Genomic DNA, 26145 nt, shown 5'->3' with positions numbered 1-26145 from the left:
CGCCCTTCAGGATAAAAATTTATTGAGATAAAAAATTATAGGCTTGCTGCGTGCAGTGCCAAATCAACCAATTTATTGGAGTAACCTGTTTCGTTATCGTACCAAGAAACCACTTTGAAGAATTTGGAATTCAGTTCAATTCCTGCATCTGCATCAAAAATGGAAGTCCTGACATCGCCCACAAAATCTTGTGAAACGACCAACTCATCGGTATAGCCCAAAATCCCGGACAATTCTCCTTCGGAAGCGTCCTTCATGGCCTTTTTGATTTCTTCATAGGAAGTTTCCTTTGCCAAACGTACGGTCAAATCCACTACGGATACATCGGCAGTAGGCACCCTGAACGCCATACCTGTAAGCTTACCTTCCAAAGATGGAATTACCTTGGTCACGGCTTTTGCTGCACCTGTTGCGGCAGGAATAATGTTCAAAAGGGCACTTCTTCCGCCTCTATAATCTTTTTTGGACGGACCATCCACGGTCAACTGGGTCGCTGTTGTAGCGTGTACCGTAGTCATCAATCCCTCATCGATACCGAACGCATCGTCCAAAACTTTGGCGATGGGCGCCAAACAGTTAGTGGTACAAGAGGCATTGGAAATGATTGTATCCGTTGCCTTAACGTCCTTGTGGTTAACTCCCATTACGAACATCGGGGCATCTTTGGAAGGTGCCGATATCACTACTTTTTTGGCACCTCCGTCGATGTGGCTCTGTGCCATATCCAAAGTTGTAAAGATACCGGTACATTCTGCTACGACCGCTGCACCAACTGCATCCCATTTCAAGTTTTTTGGATCGCGCTCAGCTGTAATTCTGATCGTGTTGCCATTAACCACCAAGTTTCCGTCCTTAACTTCCACGGTCCCATCAAAGTTACCGTGTACCGAATCATACTTTAAAAGGTATGCAAGGTGCTCCACATCCAACAAATCGTTGATTGCCACAACATCCACATTGTCCCTTTTTACGGTTGCTCTAAATACCAACCTTCCAATTCTACCGAATCCGTTGATCCCTATTTTCAAATTTGACATGTTCTTCTTTTTTGTGTTTAAATTTAAGTTGTCATTATATCCGAAACTCTAATGAGCTCTTCATCGATTTCTGTGTGTGCCTTTATGGCTTCTGCCAATGGCGTCAGCACCAATTTGGTATCCCTGATACCTACCATTAGGTTTGATTTGCCCTCTAAAATGCTTTCCACGGCCTTTACTCCCATCCTACTGGCCAGAACACGGTCGAAACAGGTCGGGTTGCCCCCGCGCTGCATATGCCCCAGTACGGATACCCTTACATCATAAATTGGGAGATGTTCCTCTACATATTCCTTGAGTTCGAAGACGTTTTTACCAATTTTGTCGCCTTCCGCCACAATAACGATGCTGGAGGATTTACCTGATGCCTTACTGCGCTTCAGGGAATCCAACAAACGCTCAAGACCCAAGTTTTGTTCTGGTATCAATATTTCTTCGGCACCGGCACCTACACCCGCATTGAGTGCAATATGTCCCACATCCCTTCCCATCACCTCAACAAAAAACAGTCGATTATGGGAACTTGCGGTGTCGCGTATCTTATCTATGGCATCTACCACGGTGTTGATCGCTGTGTCGAAACCAATGGTAAAGGATGATCCTAAAATATCATTGTCAATGGTACCGGGTATGCCGATTACCGGAAAATTGTATTCCTCGGTAAACAAAAGGGCTCCTGTGAAACTGCCATTTCCCCCGATAACGACAAATGCATCGATACCTTCTTTGGTCAATTGGTCGTAAGCTTTCTTCCTTCCTTGCTTTGTCCTAAAATCTTCGCAACGTGCAGACTTTAAAATGGTACCTCCTTTATTGATAATATTGTTTACACTACGTGCATCCAAGGTCTTAAAGTCGCCTTCTATCATACCTTGATATCCTCTGTAGATACCAACACATTCAATATTTAAATATGCGCATGTACGGACAACGGAACGAATTGCGGCATTCATTCCAGGAGAGTCTCCGCCAGACGTAAAAACTCCTATTTTTTTAATTTCTGAAGCCATTCAAATTTTTAAGAAATCAAAGCTAGGAAACTTTATTTAAATTTTGAATATCTTAATAATTTATTTGTTTTAAAGGGCTTTCTCAAACGTTTTCGTAATAAATTAATACAAAAACGCTTAAAAATATAAATTTTATTGGCCTGATTTAAGGACGGTTAACCGGCTTTTGGGAAAAACGGATAAGGCTATCTTTGCCCATGACCTGGGTAGCTTGTTTTCGAGGAGCGGGCTCCTCTTCTTTTTTGGGCTTTTCCTTTGTGCGGAACACCTTTCGCATCAACTCCCTAAAGCTGTTAAAGTCTACTTGATAGGATAGTCCCAATCCCTGTGTGTACCCTTGCCTTTCGGCCAAAAACTGCTGTATTTGGTTCTCACGGTTAAATATTTTGGCACTCAGTGTTCCCTCGTCGTTCAGTAAAATCTGTACTTCCACATCACCAGCGACCACGGTCTCGGAGACCCCTCCTACCGGTACGCCTACCCTTCCGTTGACCAAGATACGATCGGATAGTTGCGTGGAAACGGTAACCCCTATCCTATCCTCCGTGGCAATATCCGCATTGGGATCGTTATAGCCCTGTTCGTAGGAGACCCCAAAGTTCAGTTTGTCGTTGTTGCCAGATAAAATTTGATTGAACAGTCCGGATGCGGTCTGTATCAGGTTGCCGGTCACTGCCTGTTGGTTGATTCCTCCGGTCTGCGGGTTCACAAAAGTTCCCTGTGCCAATAAGAAAAAGGCATTTCTTTCCTTGATGGTGGGATCCTGCAATCGATACTCCAGTTCTGATTGCACTACGGATGTGGTACCCGGAAAATCAATACCAAAATTGATGTTCGGACTTTCCAGTTCGCCATCCAACCGAACCACGACCTCGGTGGGTATTCTTCCCGTATATCCGGCATTGTCCAAAAGCGGCGCAGGGTTGGCGTTCAACGAATATACCGCTTCGAGGTTCAACTGGGCCGCAAGAGGATCTTGTTCCCACAAAATGGTTCCTCCCGGACGCACTTTGAACTTTTTGTCTATTACCCCGCCGTACTTAAAGTTATATTCCCCCGTGACCACTACAAAATCCCCGTACATATTAAATTTTCCGTTGGTATTTATCTCGATCAGTAATATCCCCTCGCCTGTTCCCTTTAGCGAACTTCCCGTGGACTGGTCGACCACGATCTCCACTTCGGCCTCTGGTGTAACGGCAAGGTCAAATGCCATTTCCAGACCTTGATAGTCTTCCAGGACACGCTCTTCTTCCAGGGACCCCTCGCCCCCTTTTTCTATAAAGTTGATAAAGGAATAATCGCCAACACTGGTCACATCGCTTAACGGGATTTTTAACGAAGTGCCCCTTGCTGTGCTGGCATCCACGGTTATGGTCAGCGCATCGACAGGGCCATAGATACTGCCAGTTCCATTGATAAAGCCTGTTCCGTAGTACAGCGATTCTTCGTCATAATCCGTGTTCAAGATCATAAAACGGTCTTCCTTGGTATTCAAATCCAAATCAAGGTACCAGTCATCAAAACCTGTATGGCTAATGGAGCCGTCCATGGTTGCCGTTGTACCTTCTTCTACATCGGACAGTTGTACATTTTCAAAATAAAAGGTCTGATCAAAGAGCCGCACCTGTGATCTGGGCGCAAAATCGTAATCTACATTGAGGTACGGGACTCCAATACCTGCCTCGTTCAAAGTCAACAGACCATTGATAGATGGATTTTCCACGTCTCCCGTAATCACGGCATCACCGCTGATGAAGCCCCTAATATTGGAAATTATATCTTGCCCCAATGGTTTAAAGGGCTCCATGGCAAAATCCTTAAAATTTGCCCTTAAATCTAGTTCCTGCTCGTTGTTCACGTTGGTCACCCTGCCGTTTATGCTCATGCGCTCCCTGCCGTCATCGTTCAGCCAAGTGCTCACACCAAACTCGGTAAGGTCGTTATTACCGTAGATTCCCACTTCCAGGTTGCCCATACGCATGTCGTTGACGCTAAAATTTTTGATATTGAGGCTGGATGTGGGCAAATAGTTCCCATCTTTTTGTAGAATGTTCAAAAACCCGTCTACTTCACCGTTCAACTTTAAACTATCTATGGCCGGGGTCACTTTATCGAGTGACACCAACTTGAACTGCAGATCTAGATCTTTGTAGGTTGAATCGGCTATCTCTCCCCGCAATCGGATTTGTTCCTCATTGTTGTTGTCCATGACCACATCCTCGATAAGGATACTATCCAACGTACTGTTGAAAATGACCTTGTTCTTGTTGTTGCCGTTTTTGTTGAGCACCCAAGTATTGCCCTTAAAACTGATGTCGGATTTTTTGAGACCGATCACCGATCGGTTGTTCTCGTTAAAAGTGTGGTAAAAGTTAAGGTTATAGCTATCGTTGTACTCGCTACCGCCCTTGAACTCGGTTCTAAAGAAAAGTGTATCCTTTAAGGTGGTGTTTATCAAACTAAAATCCTTGATGTCGTAATATACCGTGGACATATCCTCAACGGAAACGAAGGTATTGAACAGGGGGTTCTTGTTGTCGATCTTCAATTCAATATTGTCGAATTTGTTGCCGAACGCTTCAATACTGGGCGATTTGAACGTGAGCTTAAAATCGCTCTGGTCGGCTTCTATGGCCCCTCGTATAAATGTATTGGCATCAAAAGCGATTTCCGGCACAAACACATCCACGATTTTATTGTAAATCTTAAAATTGAAGTCCAAATATTGCCCATCGGAAATTTTAAAGGGTTGATAATTGGTATAGATGCTACCTACCGAGTTTTGGACCAATTGGCCCAACTCGTTCAACTTGAAGCTGCCCCGCATGTATCCGGTTATAATGTCCGGGGAATTGATCTCAATGGTACGTATGGTATCCCTATCAAAAGACGAGACCACACTGAAATCCTCAAAATAATAGGTATCGTTTTTATTTTGATATGTGGTATTGGAAAATCGAAGCTGTCCGGCCATATCATCCAGATTATTCCCTTCGATGTCCATGTTCACATGCCCTTTAAAGATGGAAATACTATCATTGATGAATTTCAATGCTTTTAAGTCAGCATAATCAACTGCGGCCACAAAGTTGAATTTGTTCTCCCTTTCCCCGAAATTGGCCAATCCTTGAAAATCGAACCTAAAGTTCTCATCGTTGCAAAGAAGGACCCCATCGAACAACTGGTTACGGAGTATACCGGAGACCTTTATTTTATTGTATTCATAATTATTGAATTCGAGTTTGTAAACATCTCCTGAGACTTCGGTGTTCAAACTTTCCGCAACAAACCCCTTTCCTTCCACGTTCATGTCCATGGAGGCCAGCCCCAATTGTTCATTGTCTATAAACTCGCCTATATTAAAATCGATCAAGGAAATAAAACCAATGTAGGAGGCATCTTCAATGGTCTGCACGTTGGTCATCTGTAAGTCTACATAACTGTCCCCTACCGCTGTGTTAAGGTTCACGGTCACATCTATCGAGGTTTCGGTGACCTCCGTATCGCCCCGAACCGTAAACTGACCAAGTTTTTGAACGGACGCCGGAATGTTGTCGCCCAAAATTTTGGGCAAAATACTTCTTAGCTGATAGTAACTGGAAGTCAGGTTGTCAATATCGCCCCGTAAAACAAATGGGGCCTGCTCACTGAACATATTATCGAACCTAAAATCGCCCCGAATCCCGGTGTTGTCGGTGAACAGAAACAGATTATCCACCTGAAGCTGATTGAGCCTACCGCTAAAATCCCCGGTAAAGTTTACGATTTTATCCTGCCCAAACTCATCAAAAAAAGCGTTTACTTCGTTCAGGGCCACGGTAGATTCTGTAAATTTCGCATCCAATTCCACCAAATCGACAAAGTTTGCCAAATCTTCGCGCTCATATTTGAACATAAGGTCGCCCTTGAGCTTGGACTGCTCGGTATCTATCAAAAGGGAGTCAAAACGCATATATTCCCTAGTATATTCAAAGTCCGCGGAAAGCTTCTCCAACCGAATGCCCCTTTTGGCCAATGTAGAGAGGTCATCTATTTTAAGGGAAACATCCGGGCCAAGAATTTGAAAATCATAGGCCAGAATTTCAATTTCGGAAAAGTTCAACACTTCGGCCGCATCCAAGTTCTCATCGATCAGCCTAAATTTTCCTTTATGTATCTGCACTTCCCCCGAGGACAAAAAAAATGGAGGGGTTCCCGGGTCACGGGGCTTGCCATCATCCAATTTATCCACAAAAACATCCAAATTGGTATCCGATGCGCCCTCGTAGGTCTTTAAATTAAAGGTAAGCCCATCCAACTCTATATCGCCAAACTCCATTTTATTGCCGGCCATGTTCCTAAGATTAAGGATAGATGTAGAGAGTTTGTGTATATAAAAAAGAGTGTCCTGCCTGTAGTCCTCGACATAAACGCCCTTTATATCGGCATTTAGGCCGAAAAGAGAAATACTTACGCGATCAATCTGGATATTGGTCCCAAACTCCTTGTTCAAGGTATCCGTTGCGTATTTGCCCAATCTGGTCTGAACGGCCGGAACGGAAAGCACCACAGACCCCAATACCAGAATAAGTATGATGGCCAACAGGGAGCGCAACAGTATTTTACGAAGTTTTTTGATAGGGCTTTTATGTTTTACCTTTGTTGACCAATTTTTGTTCCAAAACCAGTGGAAAATCAAAAAAAATACATCCTAGCAATAGAATCATCCTGCGATGATACCTCTGCCGCCGTACTTTGTAATACAAAAGTACTGAGCAATGTGGTAGCTACACAAGAAATCCACAAGCAATATGGAGGCGTTGTTCCAGAATTGGCCTCAAGGGCACATCAACAAAATATAGTTCCCGTGGTACACCAAGCCTTGGCCAAGGCAAATATCGATAAAAAACAACTATCTGCCATAGCCTTTACCAGAGGACCGGGACTCATGGGCTCCCTATTGGTGGGCACATCCTTTGCCAAGTCGTTGGCACTTGGGCTGGACATTCCCCTGATCGAAGTGAACCACATGGAAGCGCATATACTCGCACATTTTATCGAGGACGATGCCCAAACAACCCCGGAATTCCCGTTTTTGGCCATGACCATCAGCGGTGGACATACACAAATCGTAAAGGTGACCGATCATTTTAACATGGAAGTCCTGGGCGAAACCTTGGACGATGCCGTTGGGGAGGCTTTTGATAAAAGTGCCAAATTAATGGGACTGCCCTATCCCGGGGGACCGCTTATCGACAAATATGCCAAACTGGGAGACGCAACTGCTTTTTCATTCCCAAAGCCAAAGGTCGATGGGCTAAATTTTAGTTTTAGCGGACTAAAGACGAGCATTCTTTACTTTTTACAGCGCGAGTCCCAAAAAAATTCTGATTTTGTGGCTGAGAACATCAACGATATCTGCGCCTCGGTACAATACACCATTTTGGAAATATTGATGGAAAAGCTCCAAATGGCCGTTGACCAGACCGGGATAACCCGAATTGCGATCGGTGGCGGAGTGGCTGCCAATTCAGGTATACGCGGTAGATTAAGAGATGCCGAGGAAAACTTGGGATGGCAAACCTTTATTCCTAAATTTGAGTATTGCACGGACAATGCCGCCATGATCGGTATCGTGGGATACCTCAAGTTCAACAAAGGGGAGTTCACCCAACAAAATATTGCCGCCAAAGCAAGATATGCCATAGGCAGCTAACTAATTTAAACCTTAGCTATGCAGCTTTTTTACAACGCCAAATTGGACAATAGTGCCAAGCAATTTGTTTTTCCACCCGACGAAAGCAAACACATTGTCAGGGTTTTGCGAAAATCCGAAGGGGATACCGTCCAAATTACAAATGGCAAGGGCTACCTGTTCGAAGCAGAGATTTTGGAGGCCGACCAAAAAAGATGCAAAGTGCGCATTGTTTCGGAAAGTAGGACCATTCCAAAAAGATACAAATTGCATATGGCGGTGGCCCCCACCAAAATGAACGACCGTTACGAATGGTTTTTGGAAAAGGCCACAGAAATAGGCGTGGATGAAATCACCCCTATTATTTGTGACCATTCCGAGAGAAAGACCATCAAACTGGAGCGAATGGAACGGGTGCTCCAGTCGGCCATGAAGCAATCTTTACAGACTATTTTACCAAAAATAAATCCAGCCGTCCCCTACAAAGAGTTTTTGGAAACGAACGTTTCCGTAGGGTTTAAATTTATCGCCCATTGCCAAAATGGCGAGAAGATGGAATTAAAGCGAAGGGTTATCGCCGATAATGATGTTACCCTACTTATTGGTCCCGAAGGAGATTTTTCCAAGGAAGAAATTGATCTATCCAAAGAAAAAGGATATACCCCAATTTCCCTTGGGCGAAATAGGCTCCGAACCGAGACTGCGGCCATTGTGGCCTGCACAACAGTGGCGATTATCAATAACTAAAGAGAAACACTTCATTGTTTTACAAATGATTGTCCTATTTTTAGGGTCGGTTAACCGTTTCTTATGAAGAAAACCATGTTTTTGGTGTTTTCGCTGCTTTTTTTTGCACAAAACACCGCCATTGCACAGCAAATAGCCATTCTCAAATACGGTGGTGGCGGTGATTGGTACTCCAACCCAACGGCACTTCCAAATTTGATCCAGTTTTGCAACACCAACATAGATACCAAAATAGATTCTGAACCAGAGACCGTTGAGGCCGGCAACGTTTCCATATTCAAATATCCGTTTTTGCACATGACAGGGCATGGAAATGTGTTTTTTACTGATGAAGAGGTTCAAAATTTACGAACCTACCTTTTGTCCGGCGGATTTCTGCACATTGATGACAACTATGGTATGGAGCCCTATTTGAGAAGGGAATTGGAAAAGCTGTTCCCTGATAGGCAACTGGAGGAACTGGGTGCCGACCACCCTATATTTTCCCAAAGGTTCAACTTTCCGGATGGGTTGCCCAAAATTCACGAACATGATGGCAAGCGCCCACAGGCCTTTGGCATTTTTGAAAAAGGGAGGTTGGTCTTGCTCTACACCTACGAAGCCGACCTCGGAGATGGCTGGGAGGACCCTACCGTACACAACGATCCCGAAGAGATTAGGACAAAGGCCCTGCAAATGGGTTCCAATATAATTGAATATGTTTTTAAAGGCTGATCAATGAACTCAAAAACAATAGCCAACGGAATATTGAGGGCAGTGGCCATAATGGTGGGCGCGGTACTTATATGCTGGTTCTTTTACAAAATACAGTCCGTATTGGCCTACTTGGCCATAGCCGCGGTACTGGCCTTGCTCGGGCGTCCCATAGTTAGGTTTTTAAGAAACAGGTTGCGGTTTCCGAACACCTTGGCCGTGGTAGTGACCATGCTTTTTATGCTTGCGATATTCGCGGGTATCTTGGCACTTTTTATTCCATTGATCGCGGAGCAGAGCAAAAACCTTTCTTTATTGGATATGGAAGCGCTCAAGAACGACCTTAACAGGCTTTACCTGCAAACTTTGGAATATTTTGGCGCCTCTACTCGGAGCGTCAACGATATGATCAACGAATCCAAAATCGAAGAGAACGTACTCAAGGGATTGGACCTTAAGTTTATCCCAAACTTTATCAATTCATTCGTAAATGTATTGAGCAATTTTAGCATCGGCCTATTTTCAGTGCTCTTCATTTCCTTCTTCTTTTTAAAGGACAGCAAATTGATGCAAAACGGCATACTGACCTTTGTCCCCAATGACAAAGAAAGCAATCTGGTAAAGTCCATCGATAAGATCAATAATCTGCTCTCGAGATATTTTGCAGGCATACTGTTGCAATTGTTTATTCTGTTTGTAATTTATACTATTTCGCTTTTGATTGTAGGTGTGGAAAACGCCATCGTAATTGCGTTCCTTTGTGCCCTCTTCAACATTATCCCCTACATAGGTCCGATCATTGGCGGAGTGACCATGGTTCTTTTAACAATGACCACTTTTATCGATGCCGATTTTAGCTCCGTAATTTTGCCCAAAGCAATGTATGTTCTGATAGGTTTAACGGTGGGACAATTGATAGACAATTTCTTTTCGCAACCCTTTATTTTTTCCACAAGCGTTAAATCCCATCCCTTGGAAATTTTCTTGGTCATTATTATAGCGGGGCTTCTTTTTGGTGTGGTAGGAATGGTCGTCGCCGTACCTGGATATACTGCAATAAAGGTGATTTTGAAAGAATTTTTGGCCGAAAATGCATTCGTGAAAAAACTGACCAAAAACTTATAGTTTTAGTTTGAATAAACTTATATTAAATACTGGTGCACAGGATTTTATTTTAAAAAATTTATCAGGTGACATCATGTCAGTTCTGTTGGTAAAACCACTTTTTGAAGGGATTTCCCAAAAGGAACTGGCCGAACAGATTGAAGCGAAGAATAAGTCTAAAGATAAGCTCCCGATTTGGTTCAGCACCCCGAATATTTATTACCCCAATAAATTAAATATCGAGCAAACAAGTTCAGAGCTAACGGCAACATATAAAGCTCGATTGGTAAACGGAAAATCACTAGTGGATTTAACAGGTGGGTTTGGTGTGGACACCTACTTTTTTTCCCAAAAAATAGCCGCTGTTTTTCACTGCGAGATCAATCAAGAATTGAGTGAAATTGCCCATCATAATTTTGAAATTTTAGGCCAAAAAAATATTGAATGTCTAACTGGGGACGGCATCGATTTTTTAAAAAATGTAAGGACTGATTTTGATTGGATTTATGTGGATCCATCCCGAAGAAATGATGCCAAAGGAAAGGTATTTTTATTGGAGGATTGTCTACCAAACCTACCTGAACATCTCCCCCTACTTTTTGAAAAAACGCAACATATTCTGGTAAAAACCTCTCCGCTCTTGGACATAAAATTGGGGATCGAAGAGCTTCGGTTTGTAAAAGAAGTCCATGTAGTTGCCGTCCAGAATGAAGTAAAGGAACTTTTGTTCGTCTTAGAAAAGGGTTTCACAGGAAGCATCAAAATAAAAACCATAAATATTGCTCCACAACAAGACGATACCTTCAATTTTGAACTGGAACACGAGCATACCGCCCAAGTGGAATTTGGGGAACCATCGGCCTATTTGTACGAACCCAATTCGGCCATTCTAAAGTCAGGAGGGTTTAAGTCGGTCGCAAAGTACCATGACTTGGCCAAATTACACCCCCACTCCCATTTGTACACATCCGACAGGGTCATCGACTTTCCGGGAAGAAGGTTTAAAGTGAATCAAGTACTGCCGTATTCCAAAAAATCAATAAAATCCTTAGGGGTTGCCAAGGCAAACATTACCACTCGCAACTTTCCCATTACAGTGGCCGAACTTCGTAAAAAACATAACATAAAGGATGGTGGAAATAGGTACCTGTTCTTCACCAAGTCCCACAGCGGTTCGTTGTTGGTCCTGGACTGTGAAAAATTAGTCGATTAGTCCAAATGCGCTATCCAATCAAACAAAAGGTGTATCCAATCTTTCAATTTTTCATCTTGTAATGCCAACGAAAATCCATGCCCGCCTGTTGGGTAAACGTGCATGGTTGCGGGTACATTGTGTTTTCTCAAAGCTTCAAAAAACATGATGGTATTCTCCACTGGCACGGCCTCATCGTCCATGGCATGTAACAAAAAAGTTGGTGGAGTATCCACATCTACATGTTTTTCGTTGGACAGGTAATCCACTGCATCGGCGGAGGGCTCCTCCCCAATCAATGATGCTCTGGAACCGGTATGGGTGCTGGGCTCCCCCAACGTGATAACAGGGTAGATCAATGCCATAAAATCTGGACGGGCCGATAGGTCATCGGCTTCATCCTGCCTTTTGTATACCTTTTCATTATAGTGGGTGCCCAATGTGGACGCCAAATGTCCCCCGGCCGAGAAACCCATAATTCCGATTTTATTGGATGCGATGTTCCACTCTTCAGCGTTTTCCCTAACCAATCTAATGGCACGCTGGGCATCTTGTAAGGGCACTACGTTCTTCCCCCCGGTTATGGATTTGGACCAAGGCAAGCGGTATTTTACCACGATACCCGCCACCCCTCTCGCAGTAAGGGTTTTAGCAATATCAATACCTTCCCAGTCATACGCAAGACCATAATATCCGCCTCCCGGAAAAATGATTACCGCCTGCCCTGTCATGCTTTTTTGGGCAGGAAGGTAGACTTCCAATGTAGGCTCTTGAACATTGGATATCCAAATTATACCGTCATCGGCATGCTCTATCTTCTCCTTTTCTTCTGACTTAATTTGATTGGGTATAGCTTTTGGCCATAATGGCATAATAGTATCCTGAGCAGACATTCCAAACGAAATCAATACTATGGCCAAGGTTGATTTTTTAAGCTTTTTCATAAAGTTGAGCGATCACTAGTTACATTCCCATTTAAAATTGGCCACGGGATCATTGGAGGCTGACGAAAGGTTGTAATGCCACCACTCCGTTCTTATGGACCAAAAGCCATGGGCCTCCATGGTTTCCTTTAATAATTTTCGGTTGTCCAATATTTCTTGGGGCAAATCCATGTTATCGTGATAGGCCCTTTTTCCGAAATAATCAAAATCGGTTCCCATATCCAGTTCGTTGCCGTCCATATCCACCAAGGTAATATCCACGGCACCGCCCCTATTGTGAATCGATCCCTTGTCCGGGTTGGCCACATATTGGGGGTTGGGCACTATTTCCCACATTTTATATTGCACGGAGTTGGGTCGATAACAATCATAAAATTTGATTTTAACGCCTTTATCCATAAAATACTTATTGGCTTTGATCAATGCCTTGGCCGTTTTTACGCGGGTGTAGCATTCGGCACAATCGTACACCTTGGCCTTTAAAAAATTGTTTTTGGTGGCATAGCGCATATCGTAGGCGAAATCCTCGCTAAAATCTGCCAACCTTACAAAAGTGGTGTCGGCCAAACCATCGAAGGTTTTTAGAACGGGCTTGGCAACTTTAGCCGTGGTATCCGTGGGTATAGCATCCAAAGCTACTTCTGTTTCGGCTTCTACGGTAGTATTCTGGCGGGGATTTTCCTTTTGACGACAGCTTATTATCAAAAGAAACCCTAGAAAAACAATTGAATATCTCATATAGTTCATTTAATTCGTTTTTGAGCGGCCAACCAGGTGTACAATGAATCTGTAGTATAGGCTCTGTCCCATACATTATGCCCAACACCATTATATCTGGTGTAACGGATATTATGCCCCATTTCCCGTAATTTTTTCACCATATCATCGGACTCCTTAACATGGATCACATCGTCTTGGTCGCCATGAAAAACCCAAATGGGCATATTTTTATCGATCCAATGCGCATATGGCAAGGGGGCCATTCCACAGACTACGGCCATGGCGGCAAACTTATCGGGAAATTGGGTAGCCAATTCCCAAGATGCACTCCCTCCCCTACTCAATCCCGATAAATAGATCCTGTTTTTATCCACTCGATTGTTTTGGACCACGGAATCCAACAGTTGGACAACCGCATCGGTATTCCACCACTTTTTTGCGTGCGGGTTTTGAGGGGCCAAAATCAAAAATGGGAACTGCTTGCCTTCCACCAACATTTTTGGGGGACCTGTATCCTTTATTTCCTCCACGTTCCTACCTGACTCTCCTCCTCCGTGGAGAAAGAGCAACAGACCAAATTCTTTGCTTTGGGAATCGAAATAATCCTCGGGATAGTAGAGGTAGTATTTTACGTTTTCCGTGGTAACGGTTTCCAGTTCGTCCTGTACCAAATGGGACTGTGCAGCACAGGCCTGAAGCATGGACATGCCCAAAAACATAAAAAACCGGGATACTTTGTTTTGCATTGCAATTGCAAGTTACAAAAGTTTCTCCGCTATATCCTTCCAAGTATCGGCACGTTCAAAATCGGTAACGTGGGCGTTATGGGGCGATGTGAACATGATCGACCTACCATCAAAAGGTCCAAGGTTTTTGCTCCTGTCATCGATAAGTACATCGCCTTTTAAAATATGTTTGTTGCCGCACAATATTCGGTTCTGCCAAGGAATAAACGGGAAATGGGTATCCAACCAATCCGACTTTTCCCGTAAGGATTGAGGGAACTCCATTGCGGCCGAGGCAATGTACACCTCGTGTTTTTTGCTCAATTCCTCAAGCACCTCTTGGCTATCGGGGATTACCTTTAAACTACCAAAAAAACCATCCCGTCTTGTATGGTCTTTTATGGATTGCTGGTGTCCTTCGGGGACCATCTGCCAAAATTCTTTGCCAAAACAGTCCTCGATTTTTATCCGTGCCTTAAATTCTTGATTGTAAATATCTAGATGTGCAACGTAGGCATCTGCAATAACCTCGTCCATATCAACAAAAATGATCATAGAAATGAATTTTAATTTGTGAAGTACGCAAAATCTGAATGAAAAATCAAAGTTTTCAATAATTCAAAATACATACTTTACAATTTGGTCATAATGGACTCGACCATCGATGAAATACCACTTTAAGAATTGCTTAACGCTATTGAACGTTGATTAAAAACCGTTCAAAAAACTCTTCAAAAATCATTCTGACAAACACTTGTGCATCAATACTTTTGCTGCCGATTTTGAAAGTTATGAAACAATTTAGCAGATTTTTTATCGTATTTTTTCTATTGGTATCAACCTACTCATGCACCACTACTTCGGTGGAGGAAGTTGAAACAACCTACTACAAAAATCAAGTATCCTCGATGGAGGAAGAAATTCTTGAGCTTGTCAACCAACACAGGGCCTCTATAGGCATGAACACTCTTGAATTTGATGGTATTGCCTATGATTATGCCATTGCGCATACCAAGGATATGATCAACAAACAAGCGATCAGCCACGATGATTTTGATCAGAGGTCATCCAATCTTACCGTAGAGGCCAAGGCCAATTACGTATCCGAAATTGTGGGCAGGAATTTTGTGACGGCCAAAGGCGTGGTAGATGCTTGGTTAAAAAGTGATTCCCACCGAAGGGCAATAGAAGGCGACTACATCTTTTCGGCTGTTAGCGCACAAGCGGACGCTAATGGTGTTTTTTACTTTACCCAAATGTTTTACAGATAAGTATATCATCTTAAAACACATCTATTTCTTTCATTATAAAAAATAATTTCCTACAAATTTTAATCCATTGCCAAAAACGAATTCAATAGCGGCAAACCCTAGATTTTAAGCGGATTTAACCAAATACTTAAAGATCAACACTTTATTCATTTTTCCTATTTATTAAACAGTTTTTTCCTACATCATAAAATATTAGTCGATTCATTGCGTTTTTTATAATAATGAAAAACATTTTTTATGGATCAATTATTACTATTAGGAAAAAAGTGCTTATTTCTCATTTTGCTATTGTCTTCAGCTTGGACATTGGAAGCACAGACCTTCGCCACAACTATTAATAGTGAGGACGAAGTTGACAACTCTACAAATGCTATCGACGGGGACCTTTCCACCTCCGCCAACGTAAGGGCAAGTTCTGGTTTGGCGTTAGGCGTGGGTGCCTACGATGGACATCTTGAACTGGAATTTCCATCTACTTTGACATCCAATACACAATCTTTTGTAAAAATTGAAACAGAGGATGACCTATTGCCATCGTTGCTGGGGGGCAGCCTGGGAAGTCTGCTATCCAATGTACTTGGTGTAGTACTAATAGGAAACCAACAGTTTATAGTAACCGTAAAAAACAACGACAACAATGTTCTCCAAGAATCATCATTTGGCACTAATGCCTTCTCCTCCGACCAACTTAGAGTGGTAACGGATGCCAATAATGATTTTTACCTCGCCATTGCACCGGAAGACGATTACAACAGGGTACGTATTGAAAACCAGATTGGTTCAGTCCTTGGTCTGTTCAATACCCGGAGCTTGGATGTATTTGGAGCCTTTTACGGCGGAGACCCCAGCTTGTGCGGAACTCCCTCCTATACCTCCTTTGATGGAAGCGGTCTTTCTTTGGACCTTCTAGGGCTTGGTGGTGCAGGCGTTACAAACCCAAACTTGGCCATAGATGGGGACTTGAATACAGCTTCGGAAGTAGGTCTTGGTGTTTTGGGCGTGGCCGCCAGCATTGAGCAGACGGTCTATTTTGACTCCCTCTCTCAACCTGGAGACAACTTTTATGTGCGCCTTGCCGTAGACCCCTCCCTGCTTACGTTGGGCGTAGCCGACAACATCCAAGTGATTGCCCAAAATGGTTCCGAATCACCTATTTTTTCTGGAAATCTTTCCGCTTTGTTGGATTTAGATCTTTTGGGGCTTCTGGAAGGAGGGCAAGTGGCCACTATTCCGTTAGATCCATCGGGACAGGCCAACCGGGTCACCTTCCGACTATCCTCCCTATTAAATGTTGATATTGCGCAATCCTTTGATCTTTATGAAGTATATCGTGCCCCTGCTTTGCCCGAACTCGATGCAAGTTCACAAGATGTAAGTATATGTACGGGAGAATCCGTCGATTTGGTGGCAACTACCGCAGCCGGCAACGAACTTAGATGGTACGACTCCGAAACCAACGGAAATCTATTGGCCACCGTAAACTCCGGAGATCCCTACACCACGCCGGTTTTAACTGCCAGCACCACCTATTATGTGGCAGCTGCAAACCCAAGTTGCCCGGAAGAGTCCCCAAGAATCCCCGTGGAGGTAAATGTGGTGGACATACCTACGGCTGCTGATATAGACATTATCGGTGATGAATCCCCAATTTGTTCGTCCAACAATGTAGTTTTGACTCCCTCTAGCGATATTGATGGGACATACACTTGGTTCTTCGATGCCAATGCAACCAACGAAATCACAGACGGTTTAACCGTTGGTGCTGTAACTTATACCATAGATCCCGAAGATGGGGCACTGATCATTAGCGGGCTGGACCAAGGAGGGAGTCCCTATACCTATTATGCAAGGGTGACCGAATCATCGGCAGGTTGCGAAAATGCCGCTGGTGACTTACAATCCGCAACAGTACAAATAGTGGATTCGGGGGCTAGCATTGCAATAGATGCGACACCTGTTATCACACTGGATATATTGTCCGACATATTTCAAGTAGACCCGACATTTAATGTATCGGGAAGCATTAGTGGTGATGCAAGTCCAGGGGATGCCATTATCCTTTCCGTTAATGGACAAACTTTTAACGGGGTTTTGGATGCCAACCTTGATTTTAGTGTAGACGTAAATGGTATAGATCTATCCTTGGACGCCAACAGCGCCATTGAAGTATTTGTGGATGGTGGTCTTTGTTCCCTTACCGGAGGCATTGATATAGACATTCCCGACTTGATCATTGACGATTTGGTCCAGACTTTCTGCGCATCGGACAACCCTACATTATTGGATTTAGTGGTTAATGTGGACAATATTGCATTCTTTGATAGTTTGGATGCGGCCCTTGCACTAGACCTTGGCACACCTTTGGTGGATGGCGAAGTATACTTTGCCGGAATTTTGGGTGTTCCCCTTGAAGTGCTTGTAAGGGTGGGCATCACGGTTAATCTAATCAATCCGTCAACGCCCACCGCAAGCGAGACCACACAGACTTTTTGCGCAAGCGAGAATCCAACATTGGCCGATATTCAGGTAAACGAATCCAATATACTTTTCTTTGCCGATGCCGGTGCAAACACAACGTTGGACGTCACCACACCTTTGGTGGATGGAGAGTCCTATTTCGTTGCCAATGTTAGTGCAGAAGGTTGTATCAGCACATCATTGTTGGAAATAATTGTCAATCTTGAAGGTCGCACCCCCACTACCAATTCGGTAACACAGACCTTCTGTGCAAGTGCGGGACTCACTTTAGCGGATATTCAGGTAAACGAATCCAATATCCTATTTTATGATAGTGCCACGGGCGGTCAGGAACTGGATGCGTCGACACTGCTCTCGGATGGCACCTATTATCTTTCTTTAGAGGAAACAAGTGGTTGCGAAAGCCCAACCCGTTTGGAAGTCACCGTTGTATTACAGGAAGATGAACCGATCACCCTTACCGGCCAATCCGAAGATGCCTGTATCAACCAAGAATATACCTACACCACCGAAAGTGGAAAGCAAAACTATTCATGGACTGTGACCGGCGGAACCGTTGTTGACGGTGGCGGCATCACGGATGACTTTGTATCGGTCAATTGGACCAGCCTCCAAGAAAATTCGATAAGCATAGCGTACGACGACCCTGCAGCTTGTACTCCCTCGGATGCTTTTGAACTGGATGTTGCAACGATTGAATGTGGGGAAGTATTGGATGAGGAATTCTGTCTCATGGTCTATAACGAGTTCTCTCCCAATAACGATGGATTCAATGATTTCTTCGAAATAGAATGTATCGAAGATTATTCCAATACCATTGAGGTCTTTAATAGAAACGGCAATACCGTCTTCAAGGCGGTCGACTACCGGAACACTTGGAACGGCATAGCAAATGTAAATGGAATCCTTAACAAAGGAGATCATCTTCCTTCGGGAACATATTATTACGTCGTCAATATTCCAGAACTGAACCGAAACCTTGTAGGCTGGTTACAGCTCGCCCGATAATCCAAAGCCTTTTAACATTCACATATCAATTCTATCAATTATGATAAATAACATTCAATATAAAATGATGGTTACATTGTGCATTGTCCTACTTCATTTTGGCGCAAAGGCACAACAAGCCCCGCAGTATACGCAATACATGTACAATACCACAGTACTCAATTCAGGCTACACGGGCACATCGGCGAATTTCGAAGCAAATGTCCTTTACCGCTCCCAATGGGTGGGCCTGGATGGAGCTCCGGAAACACAATCCTTTACCGTTCAGGGCAGGACAGGTGAAAAGGTAGGACTTGGGCTCACCGCCATCAACGACAATATCGGTGCCTCCAACAATGTTCGGGTCAATGGGCATTTTGCCTATGAGCTTACCACGGGAGCAAGCACAAAGCTGTCGCTCGGGATCAACGCCGGGGCCGATATTCTGAGTATAGACTGGTCCAAAGGAAATTTCAACGATGACCTGGACCCTGTTTTTAGCGAAAACCTTAACAAAACAAGACCCATTGTCGGGTTCGGGGCATTCTTTTACAGCGATCATTGGTATTTGGGCGCCTCCACCGATAACTTTTTGAACTCGGAAATCTACAATGATGATGACCGAGAGGTGACCGATAGAAAAAGTCAATACTATTTTATGGGCGGATATGTGTTCGACCTTTCACCATCACTAAAGTTTAAGCCCGCCATGCTTACAAAACATATTGCCGGAGCACCGCTCACCGTAGATGTATCCGCCAATTTCTTGATTCAGGAAAAAGTGAACCTTGGTCTGGCCTACAGGTACGACGATGCCCTAAGTGCATTGGCCGGTTTTCATTTAGGAAGCAAATTCTTCATTGGCTACGCCTATGATTATTCTTTGACCGGTCTTGAAAACTACAACGATGGGTCCCACGAGATCATTCTTAAGTTCACTGTTTTTGATATCAACAAAAGAGCATTGTCCCCCCGTTTCTTTTAAAAAAAATCATTATGAAAAAAATAATACTAGTTATAGCCTTAGGCACGTCCTTAATCAGCCTTGCCCAGAGCAAATTGGATAGGGCAGATCAATACTTTGATGATTTTAAATTTGAAAAGGCGATAGCACTTTACAGTGACCTTGCCTCGCAGGACCAAAAAAAATCGACCCATATAATTCAACGGTTGGCCGATGCCCACTTTAACATGGGCGAGTACCAGAGCGCAAAGGATTGGTATGTGAAACTCTATGCCGTGCAAGGACAAAATGTGGGCGAAAGCAACATTATAAAACTTGTACAGTGCTTAAAGGCAAGTATGGAACCCGAAAAAGCGGACCAATTGCTCAAGGATTTTTACTCCGATCAGGATAGATTGAAAATGATTCTCGCACAAAAAGAGCAATTGGAAGGGCTTAGGGAAGAAAATCCAAAGTTTGAGATTCAAAAGTTGGCCTTCAACAGTAAAAAATCCGATTTTGCCCCTGCCATGTTCAACGATATGCTGGTTTTTGCATCCGCGAGGGATACATCGGAATCAAAGGGAAAAATATATCCCTGGAACAATCAGCCCTACTTGGATGTCTACCTTACCAATCCCAATATTCCGGACTTTGTCCCAGAAAAATTCTTGGACAACATGGACTCGGACTACCACGATGCCAATGTGGCCTTTGCACCGGGTTCCCAAACCGTATATTTTACCCGGAACTACATTAAAAAGAACAAGTTGAGCGCCAACAACGACGGTCTCTCCAATATGCAGATATTAAAAGGGAGCATTTACCAGAACAAACTTATAGAGGTTACCTCACTATCCTTTAACAGTAAAAATTACTCCTGCGGGCATCCTGCCGTTAGCCCGGACGGTAAATTCCTGTACTTCACTTCCAATATGCCGGGCGGCTACGGTCACAGCGATATTTATGTGGTGGAACTGGGAATGGACGGCGATGCCGTATCGCCACCAAAAAATTTGGGCAAACAAATAAATACCAAAGGGCGTGAAATGTTCCCATATATTGATGGCGATACCCTTTATTTTTCTTCGGACGGCCATTACGGGCTGGGCGGGCTGGATGTCTTTGCTTCCACCATATTGTCCATGAACCAATTTGAGCTGCCCAACAATTTAGGGGAGCCCATAAATGGAAACATGGATGATTTCTCTTTGATATTCAGTGCAAAAAAAGACCTTGCCTTCTTTGCGTCCAATCGATTTGGAGGCGCTGGGGATGATGATATTTACCAAATAAATGAAGCTAAGCCGGTTGATTGCCTGGTGTATTCCGGTTACGTACTGAACAAAAATACGGGAGATCCCATACCCATGTCCAAAATTGAACTTTATGATGGTGCTACCGGATTTGTAAGTGCGCTGCAAACGGATGATAATGGCTACTTTAACATTACTTTGCCCTGCAACAAAGAGAACAAACTTGTATTCTCCAAGCCCCGCTTCACCAAAGAGGAAGTGATTATCACCACGGGAGAAAATCCCGAGGAAGCTTCGGAAGAAAACATGATATACCTTACTCCTTTTGAAAGTTTGGTGGTCAAGGAAGGGGATATCGAAAAAATCAAGGTAAACCCCATCTATTTTGAATATGACAAATCCGATATTACCCCAAGGGCCGAGATAGAATTGGAAAAAGTACTCTACGCCATGCGGGAGTTCCCGGATATCAAAATAAAAATTGAATCACATACCGACTCCAGGGGCACCGACCAATATAATTTTAAACTTTCGGACGACAGGGCAAAATCGACCATGCGATACCTAATATCCAAAGGCATTGACCACGACAGAATCGTAAGTGCCGACGGTTATGGTGAATATCGATTGAAAAACAAGTGTGCCAATGGTGTAAAGTGCAGCGAGCAAGAACACTTGATGAACAGGCGCTCGGACTTTATTATTGTGGAAAAAAGTGAAACCTTGGAAAACGTACAACGATAACACAAGCGGTGTATCCCCCATAGCAATCGGTCGGTTTTAAAATTTTAAAACCGACCCCGTTTAAAAGTCCCCCGAGACAAAACCAGGTCCCCATAACTTTTGGGCACTTGGTTTTTCTTTTGGTAAATATCCATTACCTTCACATGGTAAGATCGTGGAAATGTACCCTATGTATTTTTCCTTCCAAAACCGACCACATGTTGCCCAAGGGAAACTTTCCTGAAAAAGTCTTTTTAAATGGAAAAATAATATCGGCCGAAGACGCCAAAATATCTGTTTTTGATCGTGGTTTTTTATTCGGGGATGGCATCTACGAAGTTATGGTGCAATTGGAGAACGGAATTTTTTATAAAAAGGCGCATTTGGACCGACTGCAAGATAATTTGAACAAAATAGGTGTTTCGTTCCATGTTAAAACTATTGACGATGCCTTGGAACCGCTGCTCAAAGCCTCGGATTTAACGGACAAATCCTGTTTGATCTACATGCAGGTCACCCGTGGTGTTGCCCCACGAAAACACTCGTTTCCAAAAGGTGCGCCTGCCACCGTGATGATGTATGCCCTTCCGTATGACCTGCCCTCCATCAACCCTAAAAACATGAAAGCCATTTTGGAACCTGATTTTAGATGGCACCGATGCGATATTAAGTCCATTTCGTTGCTCGGCAACATTATGACCAATGAATCCGCTATGGAATCCGGCGCAGATGAAGCTGCATTGGTCCGTGATGGTATGATTTCGGAAGGTTCGCATACCAATATCTTTTTTGTAAAGGATGGTACTGTGATCACCCACCCGGCCAATGAACATATATTAGATGGTATAAGCAGGCAAATTGTTCTAAAACTCTGTAAAGAAATGAACATTCCAACCCTTGAAAAGCCTGTTCCACAAACCGAGATCCAAAATATGGATGAAGCCTTTTTTACCGGAACAACTACGCAAGTAGCTTCTATAGCCGTATTGGGAGAGCATACGTTTTATGACAACGACAATGTTGGCAAAACAACAAAAAGGCTTCAAGAGGCATTCGCCAAATTAAGAACAACTGACACTTCACAATCCACACTCTAGCGTTTTACCATTGAAGGGAAACACTAAAAAATCCTAAAAGAAAAAGCAAGGTTTTGCACCGGCATTCTGCTTTTTAGAATTACCATTGCCCATTAAGTAAATTGACTTTACTCTGCTTTGGTAAATACCAGGGCCTTGCCCCTGTTCTGAGTTACCACAATGTAGGGGTTTCCACCTCCGGCCCTTTCCACCTGAACCATATCCTTTGCATCCCCGGTAACCTTAAAGCCACTTTCCTCGGCATTTTTAAACTCAAAACTTCCGTTGTTGTCCCCCAACAATATTCCGCCATTAAAGGCATCGTACCTTCCAATAAAGGCCTCATTGCCAAAATCGTTGCCGATCATTAATATATCCGTTGCAGTATTACCTGCATCGGTGGTAATCATACATTTAATCGGAGCTGATTGTGTTTCCCAAGGAAGTTTGCCCATTGTGAATTGTCCATTGCCGTCGTTTTCAAAATAAGTGGTCTGGTCGTGGTTTGCCATGAGCTCATCTGCTCCTTCCAGTTGTTCGGGAGTGAACAGTTCCTTTTTGGTGGTTGTGGCATAGTCCCTAAAGTAATCAAACTTTTTTCTGAACATGGGGCTCTGCCCGATCAGGTCGCCCCAAAAATTGACTGGATAGGGGTTATAAATTGTATCCCCGAAGTCCCCCTTGAAATAGGCGAACATTACAGGATCTATAGCTCCGTTGTTATCAAAATCCTTGGCCAACATGGTAACCGGCCTTTCCTGTGATGGCTGGTACAAATTGTTTTTTCCCAAGTTGCCTGCAATCAAATCCACATCCCCGTCATTATCAAAATCCTGGGCCAGCACGCATTCCCACCATCCAGAGAGTTGTTGTATTCCGGTTTGATCCATCTTTTGAAAAGAATCTTTTTTATTTATAAAAATGGTCACGGGCATAAATTCTCCCACCAAGATCAAATCCTTGAGGTTGTCGTTGTTCAAATCCGCCCATTTGGCATCGGTGACCATTCCTGGTTTTCTAAGTGCTTTACTGTACGTATCGGTGACATCGACCAATTTTCCGTTTTCGTTTTTCAACAGATAGCAATCATCCGGCTTTGGATACTGGGAAAAAGGAGTACGGCCACCAACAAAAAGGTCTACATAGCCGTCACCGTCAAAATCCTCTGCTTCCACTACGGATCCGCTGGATTTTATTTCCGGCAATCTATCCGTAGATCTTTGGAACTTTCCGTTTCCTTGATTGATCATAAGGTAGTCTTGGTAATAGGGCGAGTCCAAATCAAACTCATTGCTTCCTGCCACCATGTAAATGTCAAGGTCTCCATCATTATCCAAATCAAAAAGGGAAATACTGGTCTCCTCCCGTTTTTTACTGGCTTCATCTTCAAACAGCGGTGTACGCGTAAAGGTTCCGTTTGCATCTTGGGTAAAAATCATCGGCGAGTATCCAGATGAACTTCCAACGATAAAATCCTCAAAACCATCGCCATTTATATCCCCCTTTGCCAATCGTGGACCATTCTGGGTAAGTTTATGTGGGAGTGTGGGCTGCACGTAAAAGTCGGCCTTATCGGTTTCTTCGTGAACGTAGTCGACACCTACTTCGCCAGAAATTTCCCGGTAAATGGGGTCGGTCTGTTTGGGTGCCAAAGGAAATGCCAGTTTTTGTTCGCCGATGGCTTTGGCATCGCTATAATTTACGTCCAACTTTTGATTTCCCTGAATGTTTTTTATTGTTTGATATTTGCCGTCGGGCCATAAAATATCCAAGGATTCTATAGTTGTTTGGACCCCAATTCCAAAGTGTGCCATGCTTTCTACCGTGGATAGATACCCTCTGTTTAATTGGTGTTCGTAATATTGAAAGGTTCCATCCTTGAAGCGTAACGCTACCTTGGTTCCAAGCCCGGCCGTATTGGATTTTGGCCCTTTTAAATTCAATTGAAGAAAATTGTTTGTTCCCGTTTGCTTGCGTTCCAGATTATTTTTGAAAAGAAATGCTTCGTCGTTTATATTGCTTACCACATAATCCAAATCGCCATCGCCATCCAAATCGGCAAAGGCGGCACCATTGGAAAAAGACGGTATGCTCAAGCCCCATTCCTTGCCCACGTCCTTAAATTGTCCGTCGCCTTCATTGCGATAAGCGTAGTTGGGTATTTTCACCACGGGGATGGAATCCAAAATTTGGGCGGTACTCAAATATTTTTGAACGTTGAAATTGAACTCTCCAAAATCAAGGTCGGTTATGTCTCTTGGAAATCCATTGGTGATCAATAAATCTTTACGTCCATCGTTATCGGCATCAACAAAAAGTGGCGACCAGCTCCAATCTGTTTTGGCCACGCCCGCCATAAGCCCAATCTCACTGTAAGGCATGTTCGGGCCCTGTCCCATTTGAAGCATGTTACGCATATACTGATAGTCGTAACCATACTTCTCGTTCATGTAATAATCGTTATAATTTGTTGCCTTTATGGTAGTTTTTAATCTATAGTTCGTTTCCCCGAGCATATCGAGTGTGAGAATATCCAAATAACCATCGTTGTTGAAGTCGGCCACATCGGAACCCATTGAAAATTTGCTTTGGTGCTTTACATATTCCCCGATTTTATCGGTAAATGTTCCATCGCCATTGTTGATGTAGAGGATATCGTTGCTCAGGTAATCATTACTGACATAAATGTCGGGCCATCCATCATAATTGAGGTCGGATACGGCCACTCCCAATCCATAGCCTTCAATGGTGATGCCGGCCTCGATGGTTACGTCGGTAAACGTATTGTCGCCATTGTTTCGGTACAGGCGATCATTGCTCAATGATGAGCCATCGGTTATTTTTTCCCTGTAGTTTGCAGGCAAAACGTGGATGTCCACGTTGTTGAGTACATAGAGGTCCAAAAGGCCATCTTTGTTATAATCTATAAATGCGGCGTTCATACTATTGCCCGTATCGGCTACCCCGTATTCCTTGGCCATTTCTTTAAAAATAGGGACACCGTTATCATCCATTCCTTGGTTCACATATAATATGTTCGCCTTTTCTTCTGGGCTATCGTACATAGCGGCGCATACATAAATATCAAGAAGCGAATCATTGTTTATGTCAACAACTGCGGCCCCGGTTTTCCACTTATCGGATGCTGCAACGCCAGATATCTCGGTTACATCCTTGAACTCGAAATTTCCCTGATTTAGGTACAACTTATTGGTCACCTGGTTTCCGGTGAAAAAGAGGTCGGGTTTTCCATCACTGTTGAAATCGCCCACGGCCACACCACCTCCATTAAAGATATATTCACTGGTAAGGATGTTAAAGCTGTCCGTCTCCACAATTTTATTGTTGAAGGCGATACCTGAATGATCGGATGAGACCTTGGAGAACAAGGTATCATCTTCCTTCTTGGAACAGGAGACAATAAATAATGAAGCCAGAGCTATTAAAATATAACTTTTAGTCACTGTGTTGAAGTTTTATGGTTGACCCTAATTTTGATAAAATGGTAATGGTTTTAAATTGAATGACCGCAATTATTCAAAAAAATGGATTTGTTCTCGTT

18 protein-coding genes are annotated in these 26145 nt (G+C 43.5%); 10 read left to right on the top strand and 8 right to left on the bottom strand.

The annotated features are described in order from the left end of the window. Nucleotides 1-35 precede the first annotated feature (35 nt). The 3 genes from gap to GVT53_RS05605 form a co-directional block, all read right to left on the bottom strand. Nucleotides 36-1037, bottom strand: coding sequence for a type I glyceraldehyde-3-phosphate dehydrogenase (gap, locus tag GVT53_RS05615; protein ID WP_166247832.1), 1002 nt, complete (start codon nt 1035-1037; stop codon nt 36-38). Between the two features lie 23 nt (nt 1038-1060). Next, nucleotides 1061-2047: a 6-phosphofructokinase gene (pfkA, locus tag GVT53_RS05610; protein ID WP_166247831.1), complete on the bottom strand. Its 987-nt coding sequence runs from the start codon at nt 2045-2047 to the stop codon at nt 1061-1063. A 145-nt stretch (nt 2048-2192) separates the two neighbouring features. After that, nucleotides 2193-6644, bottom strand: a complete 4452-nt coding sequence (locus GVT53_RS05605; protein ID WP_166247830.1) for a translocation/assembly module TamB domain-containing protein — start codon at nt 6642-6644, stop codon at nt 2193-2195. 72 nt (nt 6645-6716) lie between these two features. On the opposite strand from GVT53_RS05605, the gene tsaD reads away from it, so the two are divergent. From tsaD to GVT53_RS05580, 5 genes are all read left to right on the top strand, one after another. Beyond that, nucleotides 6717-7745, top strand: a complete 1029-nt coding sequence (tsaD, locus tag GVT53_RS05600; protein WP_166247829.1) for a tRNA (adenosine(37)-N6)-threonylcarbamoyltransferase complex transferase subunit TsaD — start codon at nt 6717-6719, stop codon at nt 7743-7745. 18 nt (nt 7746-7763) lie between these two features. Beyond that, complete coding sequence (locus tag GVT53_RS05595) at nt 7764-8471, top strand: 16S rRNA (uracil(1498)-N(3))-methyltransferase (RefSeq protein ID WP_166247828.1); 708 nt, start codon at nt 7764-7766, stop codon at nt 8469-8471. 63 nt (nt 8472-8534) lie between these two features. Next, nucleotides 8535-9185, top strand: coding sequence for a DUF4159 domain-containing protein (locus tag GVT53_RS05590; protein WP_166247827.1), 651 nt, complete (start codon nt 8535-8537; stop codon nt 9183-9185). 3 nt (nt 9186-9188) lie between these two features. After that, complete coding sequence (locus GVT53_RS05585; protein WP_166247826.1) at nt 9189-10289, top strand: AI-2E family transporter; 1101 nt, start codon at nt 9189-9191, stop codon at nt 10287-10289. A gap of 7 nt (nt 10290-10296) precedes the next feature. Continuing rightward, nucleotides 10297-11481, top strand: coding sequence for a class I SAM-dependent methyltransferase (locus tag GVT53_RS05580; protein ID WP_166247825.1), 1185 nt, complete (start codon nt 10297-10299; stop codon nt 11479-11481). On the opposite strand, the gene GVT53_RS05575 is transcribed toward GVT53_RS05580, so the two are convergent. Genes GVT53_RS05575 through GVT53_RS05560 form a run of 4 tightly spaced genes read right to left on the bottom strand, consistent with a single transcriptional unit; the run spans nt 11478 to nt 14404 of the window. Further along, nucleotides 11478-12404: an alpha/beta hydrolase gene (locus GVT53_RS05575; protein ID WP_166247824.1), complete on the bottom strand. Its 927-nt coding sequence runs from the start codon at nt 12402-12404 to the stop codon at nt 11478-11480. The two genes, GVT53_RS05580 and GVT53_RS05575, sit on opposite strands and share 4 nt — an antisense overlap. Before the next feature lie 15 nt (nt 12405-12419). Continuing rightward, a complete protein-coding gene (locus GVT53_RS05570; RefSeq protein ID WP_166247823.1) occupies nt 12420-13142 on the bottom strand; it encodes a M15 family metallopeptidase in 723 nt (240 codons plus the stop codon). Nucleotides 13143-13147: 5 nt separating this feature from the next. After that, on the bottom strand, nt 13148-13870 hold the full coding sequence (locus GVT53_RS05565; protein ID WP_166247822.1) for a carboxylesterase family protein: 723 nt from the start codon (nt 13868-13870) through the stop codon (nt 13148-13150). 12 nt (nt 13871-13882) lie between these two features. Next, the gene (locus GVT53_RS05560; protein ID WP_166247821.1) at nt 13883-14404 is read right to left on the bottom strand and encodes a 5' nucleotidase, NT5C type; all 522 of its coding nucleotides are present in this window, start codon (nt 14402-14404) and stop codon (nt 13883-13885) included. A 236-nt stretch (nt 14405-14640) separates the two neighbouring features. Between GVT53_RS05560 and GVT53_RS05555 the strand changes: the two genes are divergently transcribed. From GVT53_RS05555 to GVT53_RS05535, 5 genes are all read left to right on the top strand, one after another. Next, entirely contained in the window at nt 14641-15120 is a 480-nt protein-coding gene (locus GVT53_RS05555; RefSeq protein ID WP_166247820.1) for a CAP domain-containing protein, read from the top strand. A 237-nt stretch (nt 15121-15357) separates the two neighbouring features. Beyond that, nucleotides 15358-18606 carry an Ig-like domain-containing protein gene (locus GVT53_RS05550; RefSeq protein ID WP_166247819.1) on the top strand — a complete coding sequence of 1083 codons (3249 nt, stop codon included), beginning with the start codon at nt 15358-15360 and terminating at the stop codon, nt 18604-18606. 40 nt (nt 18607-18646) lie between these two features. Beyond that, nucleotides 18647-19570, top strand: coding sequence for a PorP/SprF family type IX secretion system membrane protein (locus GVT53_RS05545; RefSeq protein WP_166247818.1), 924 nt, complete (start codon nt 18647-18649; stop codon nt 19568-19570). An 11-nt stretch (nt 19571-19581) separates the two neighbouring features. Next, entirely contained in the window at nt 19582-21528 is a 1947-nt protein-coding gene (locus GVT53_RS05540) for an OmpA family protein (RefSeq protein WP_166247817.1), read from the top strand. Between the two features lie 197 nt (nt 21529-21725). Beyond that, entirely contained in the window at nt 21726-22604 is an 879-nt protein-coding gene (locus GVT53_RS05535) for an aminotransferase class IV (protein WP_166247816.1), read from the top strand. Nucleotides 22605-22711: 107 nt separating this feature from the next. Here GVT53_RS05535 and GVT53_RS05530 read toward each other — a convergent pair whose 3' ends face one another. Beyond that, a complete protein-coding gene (locus tag GVT53_RS05530) occupies nt 22712-26047 on the bottom strand; it encodes a VCBS repeat-containing protein (protein WP_166247815.1) in 3336 nt (1111 codons plus the stop codon). Nucleotides 26048-26145 lie beyond the last annotated feature (98 nt).

It is taken from the genome of Flagellimonas oceani, assembly GCF_011068285.1.
In the GTDB taxonomy this organism is placed as follows: domain Bacteria; phylum Bacteroidota; class Bacteroidia; order Flavobacteriales; family Flavobacteriaceae; genus Flagellimonas; species Flagellimonas oceani.
Note: the sequence above shows the minus strand (reverse complement) of the source record. Positions and strands in the feature narration are given on the sequence as shown.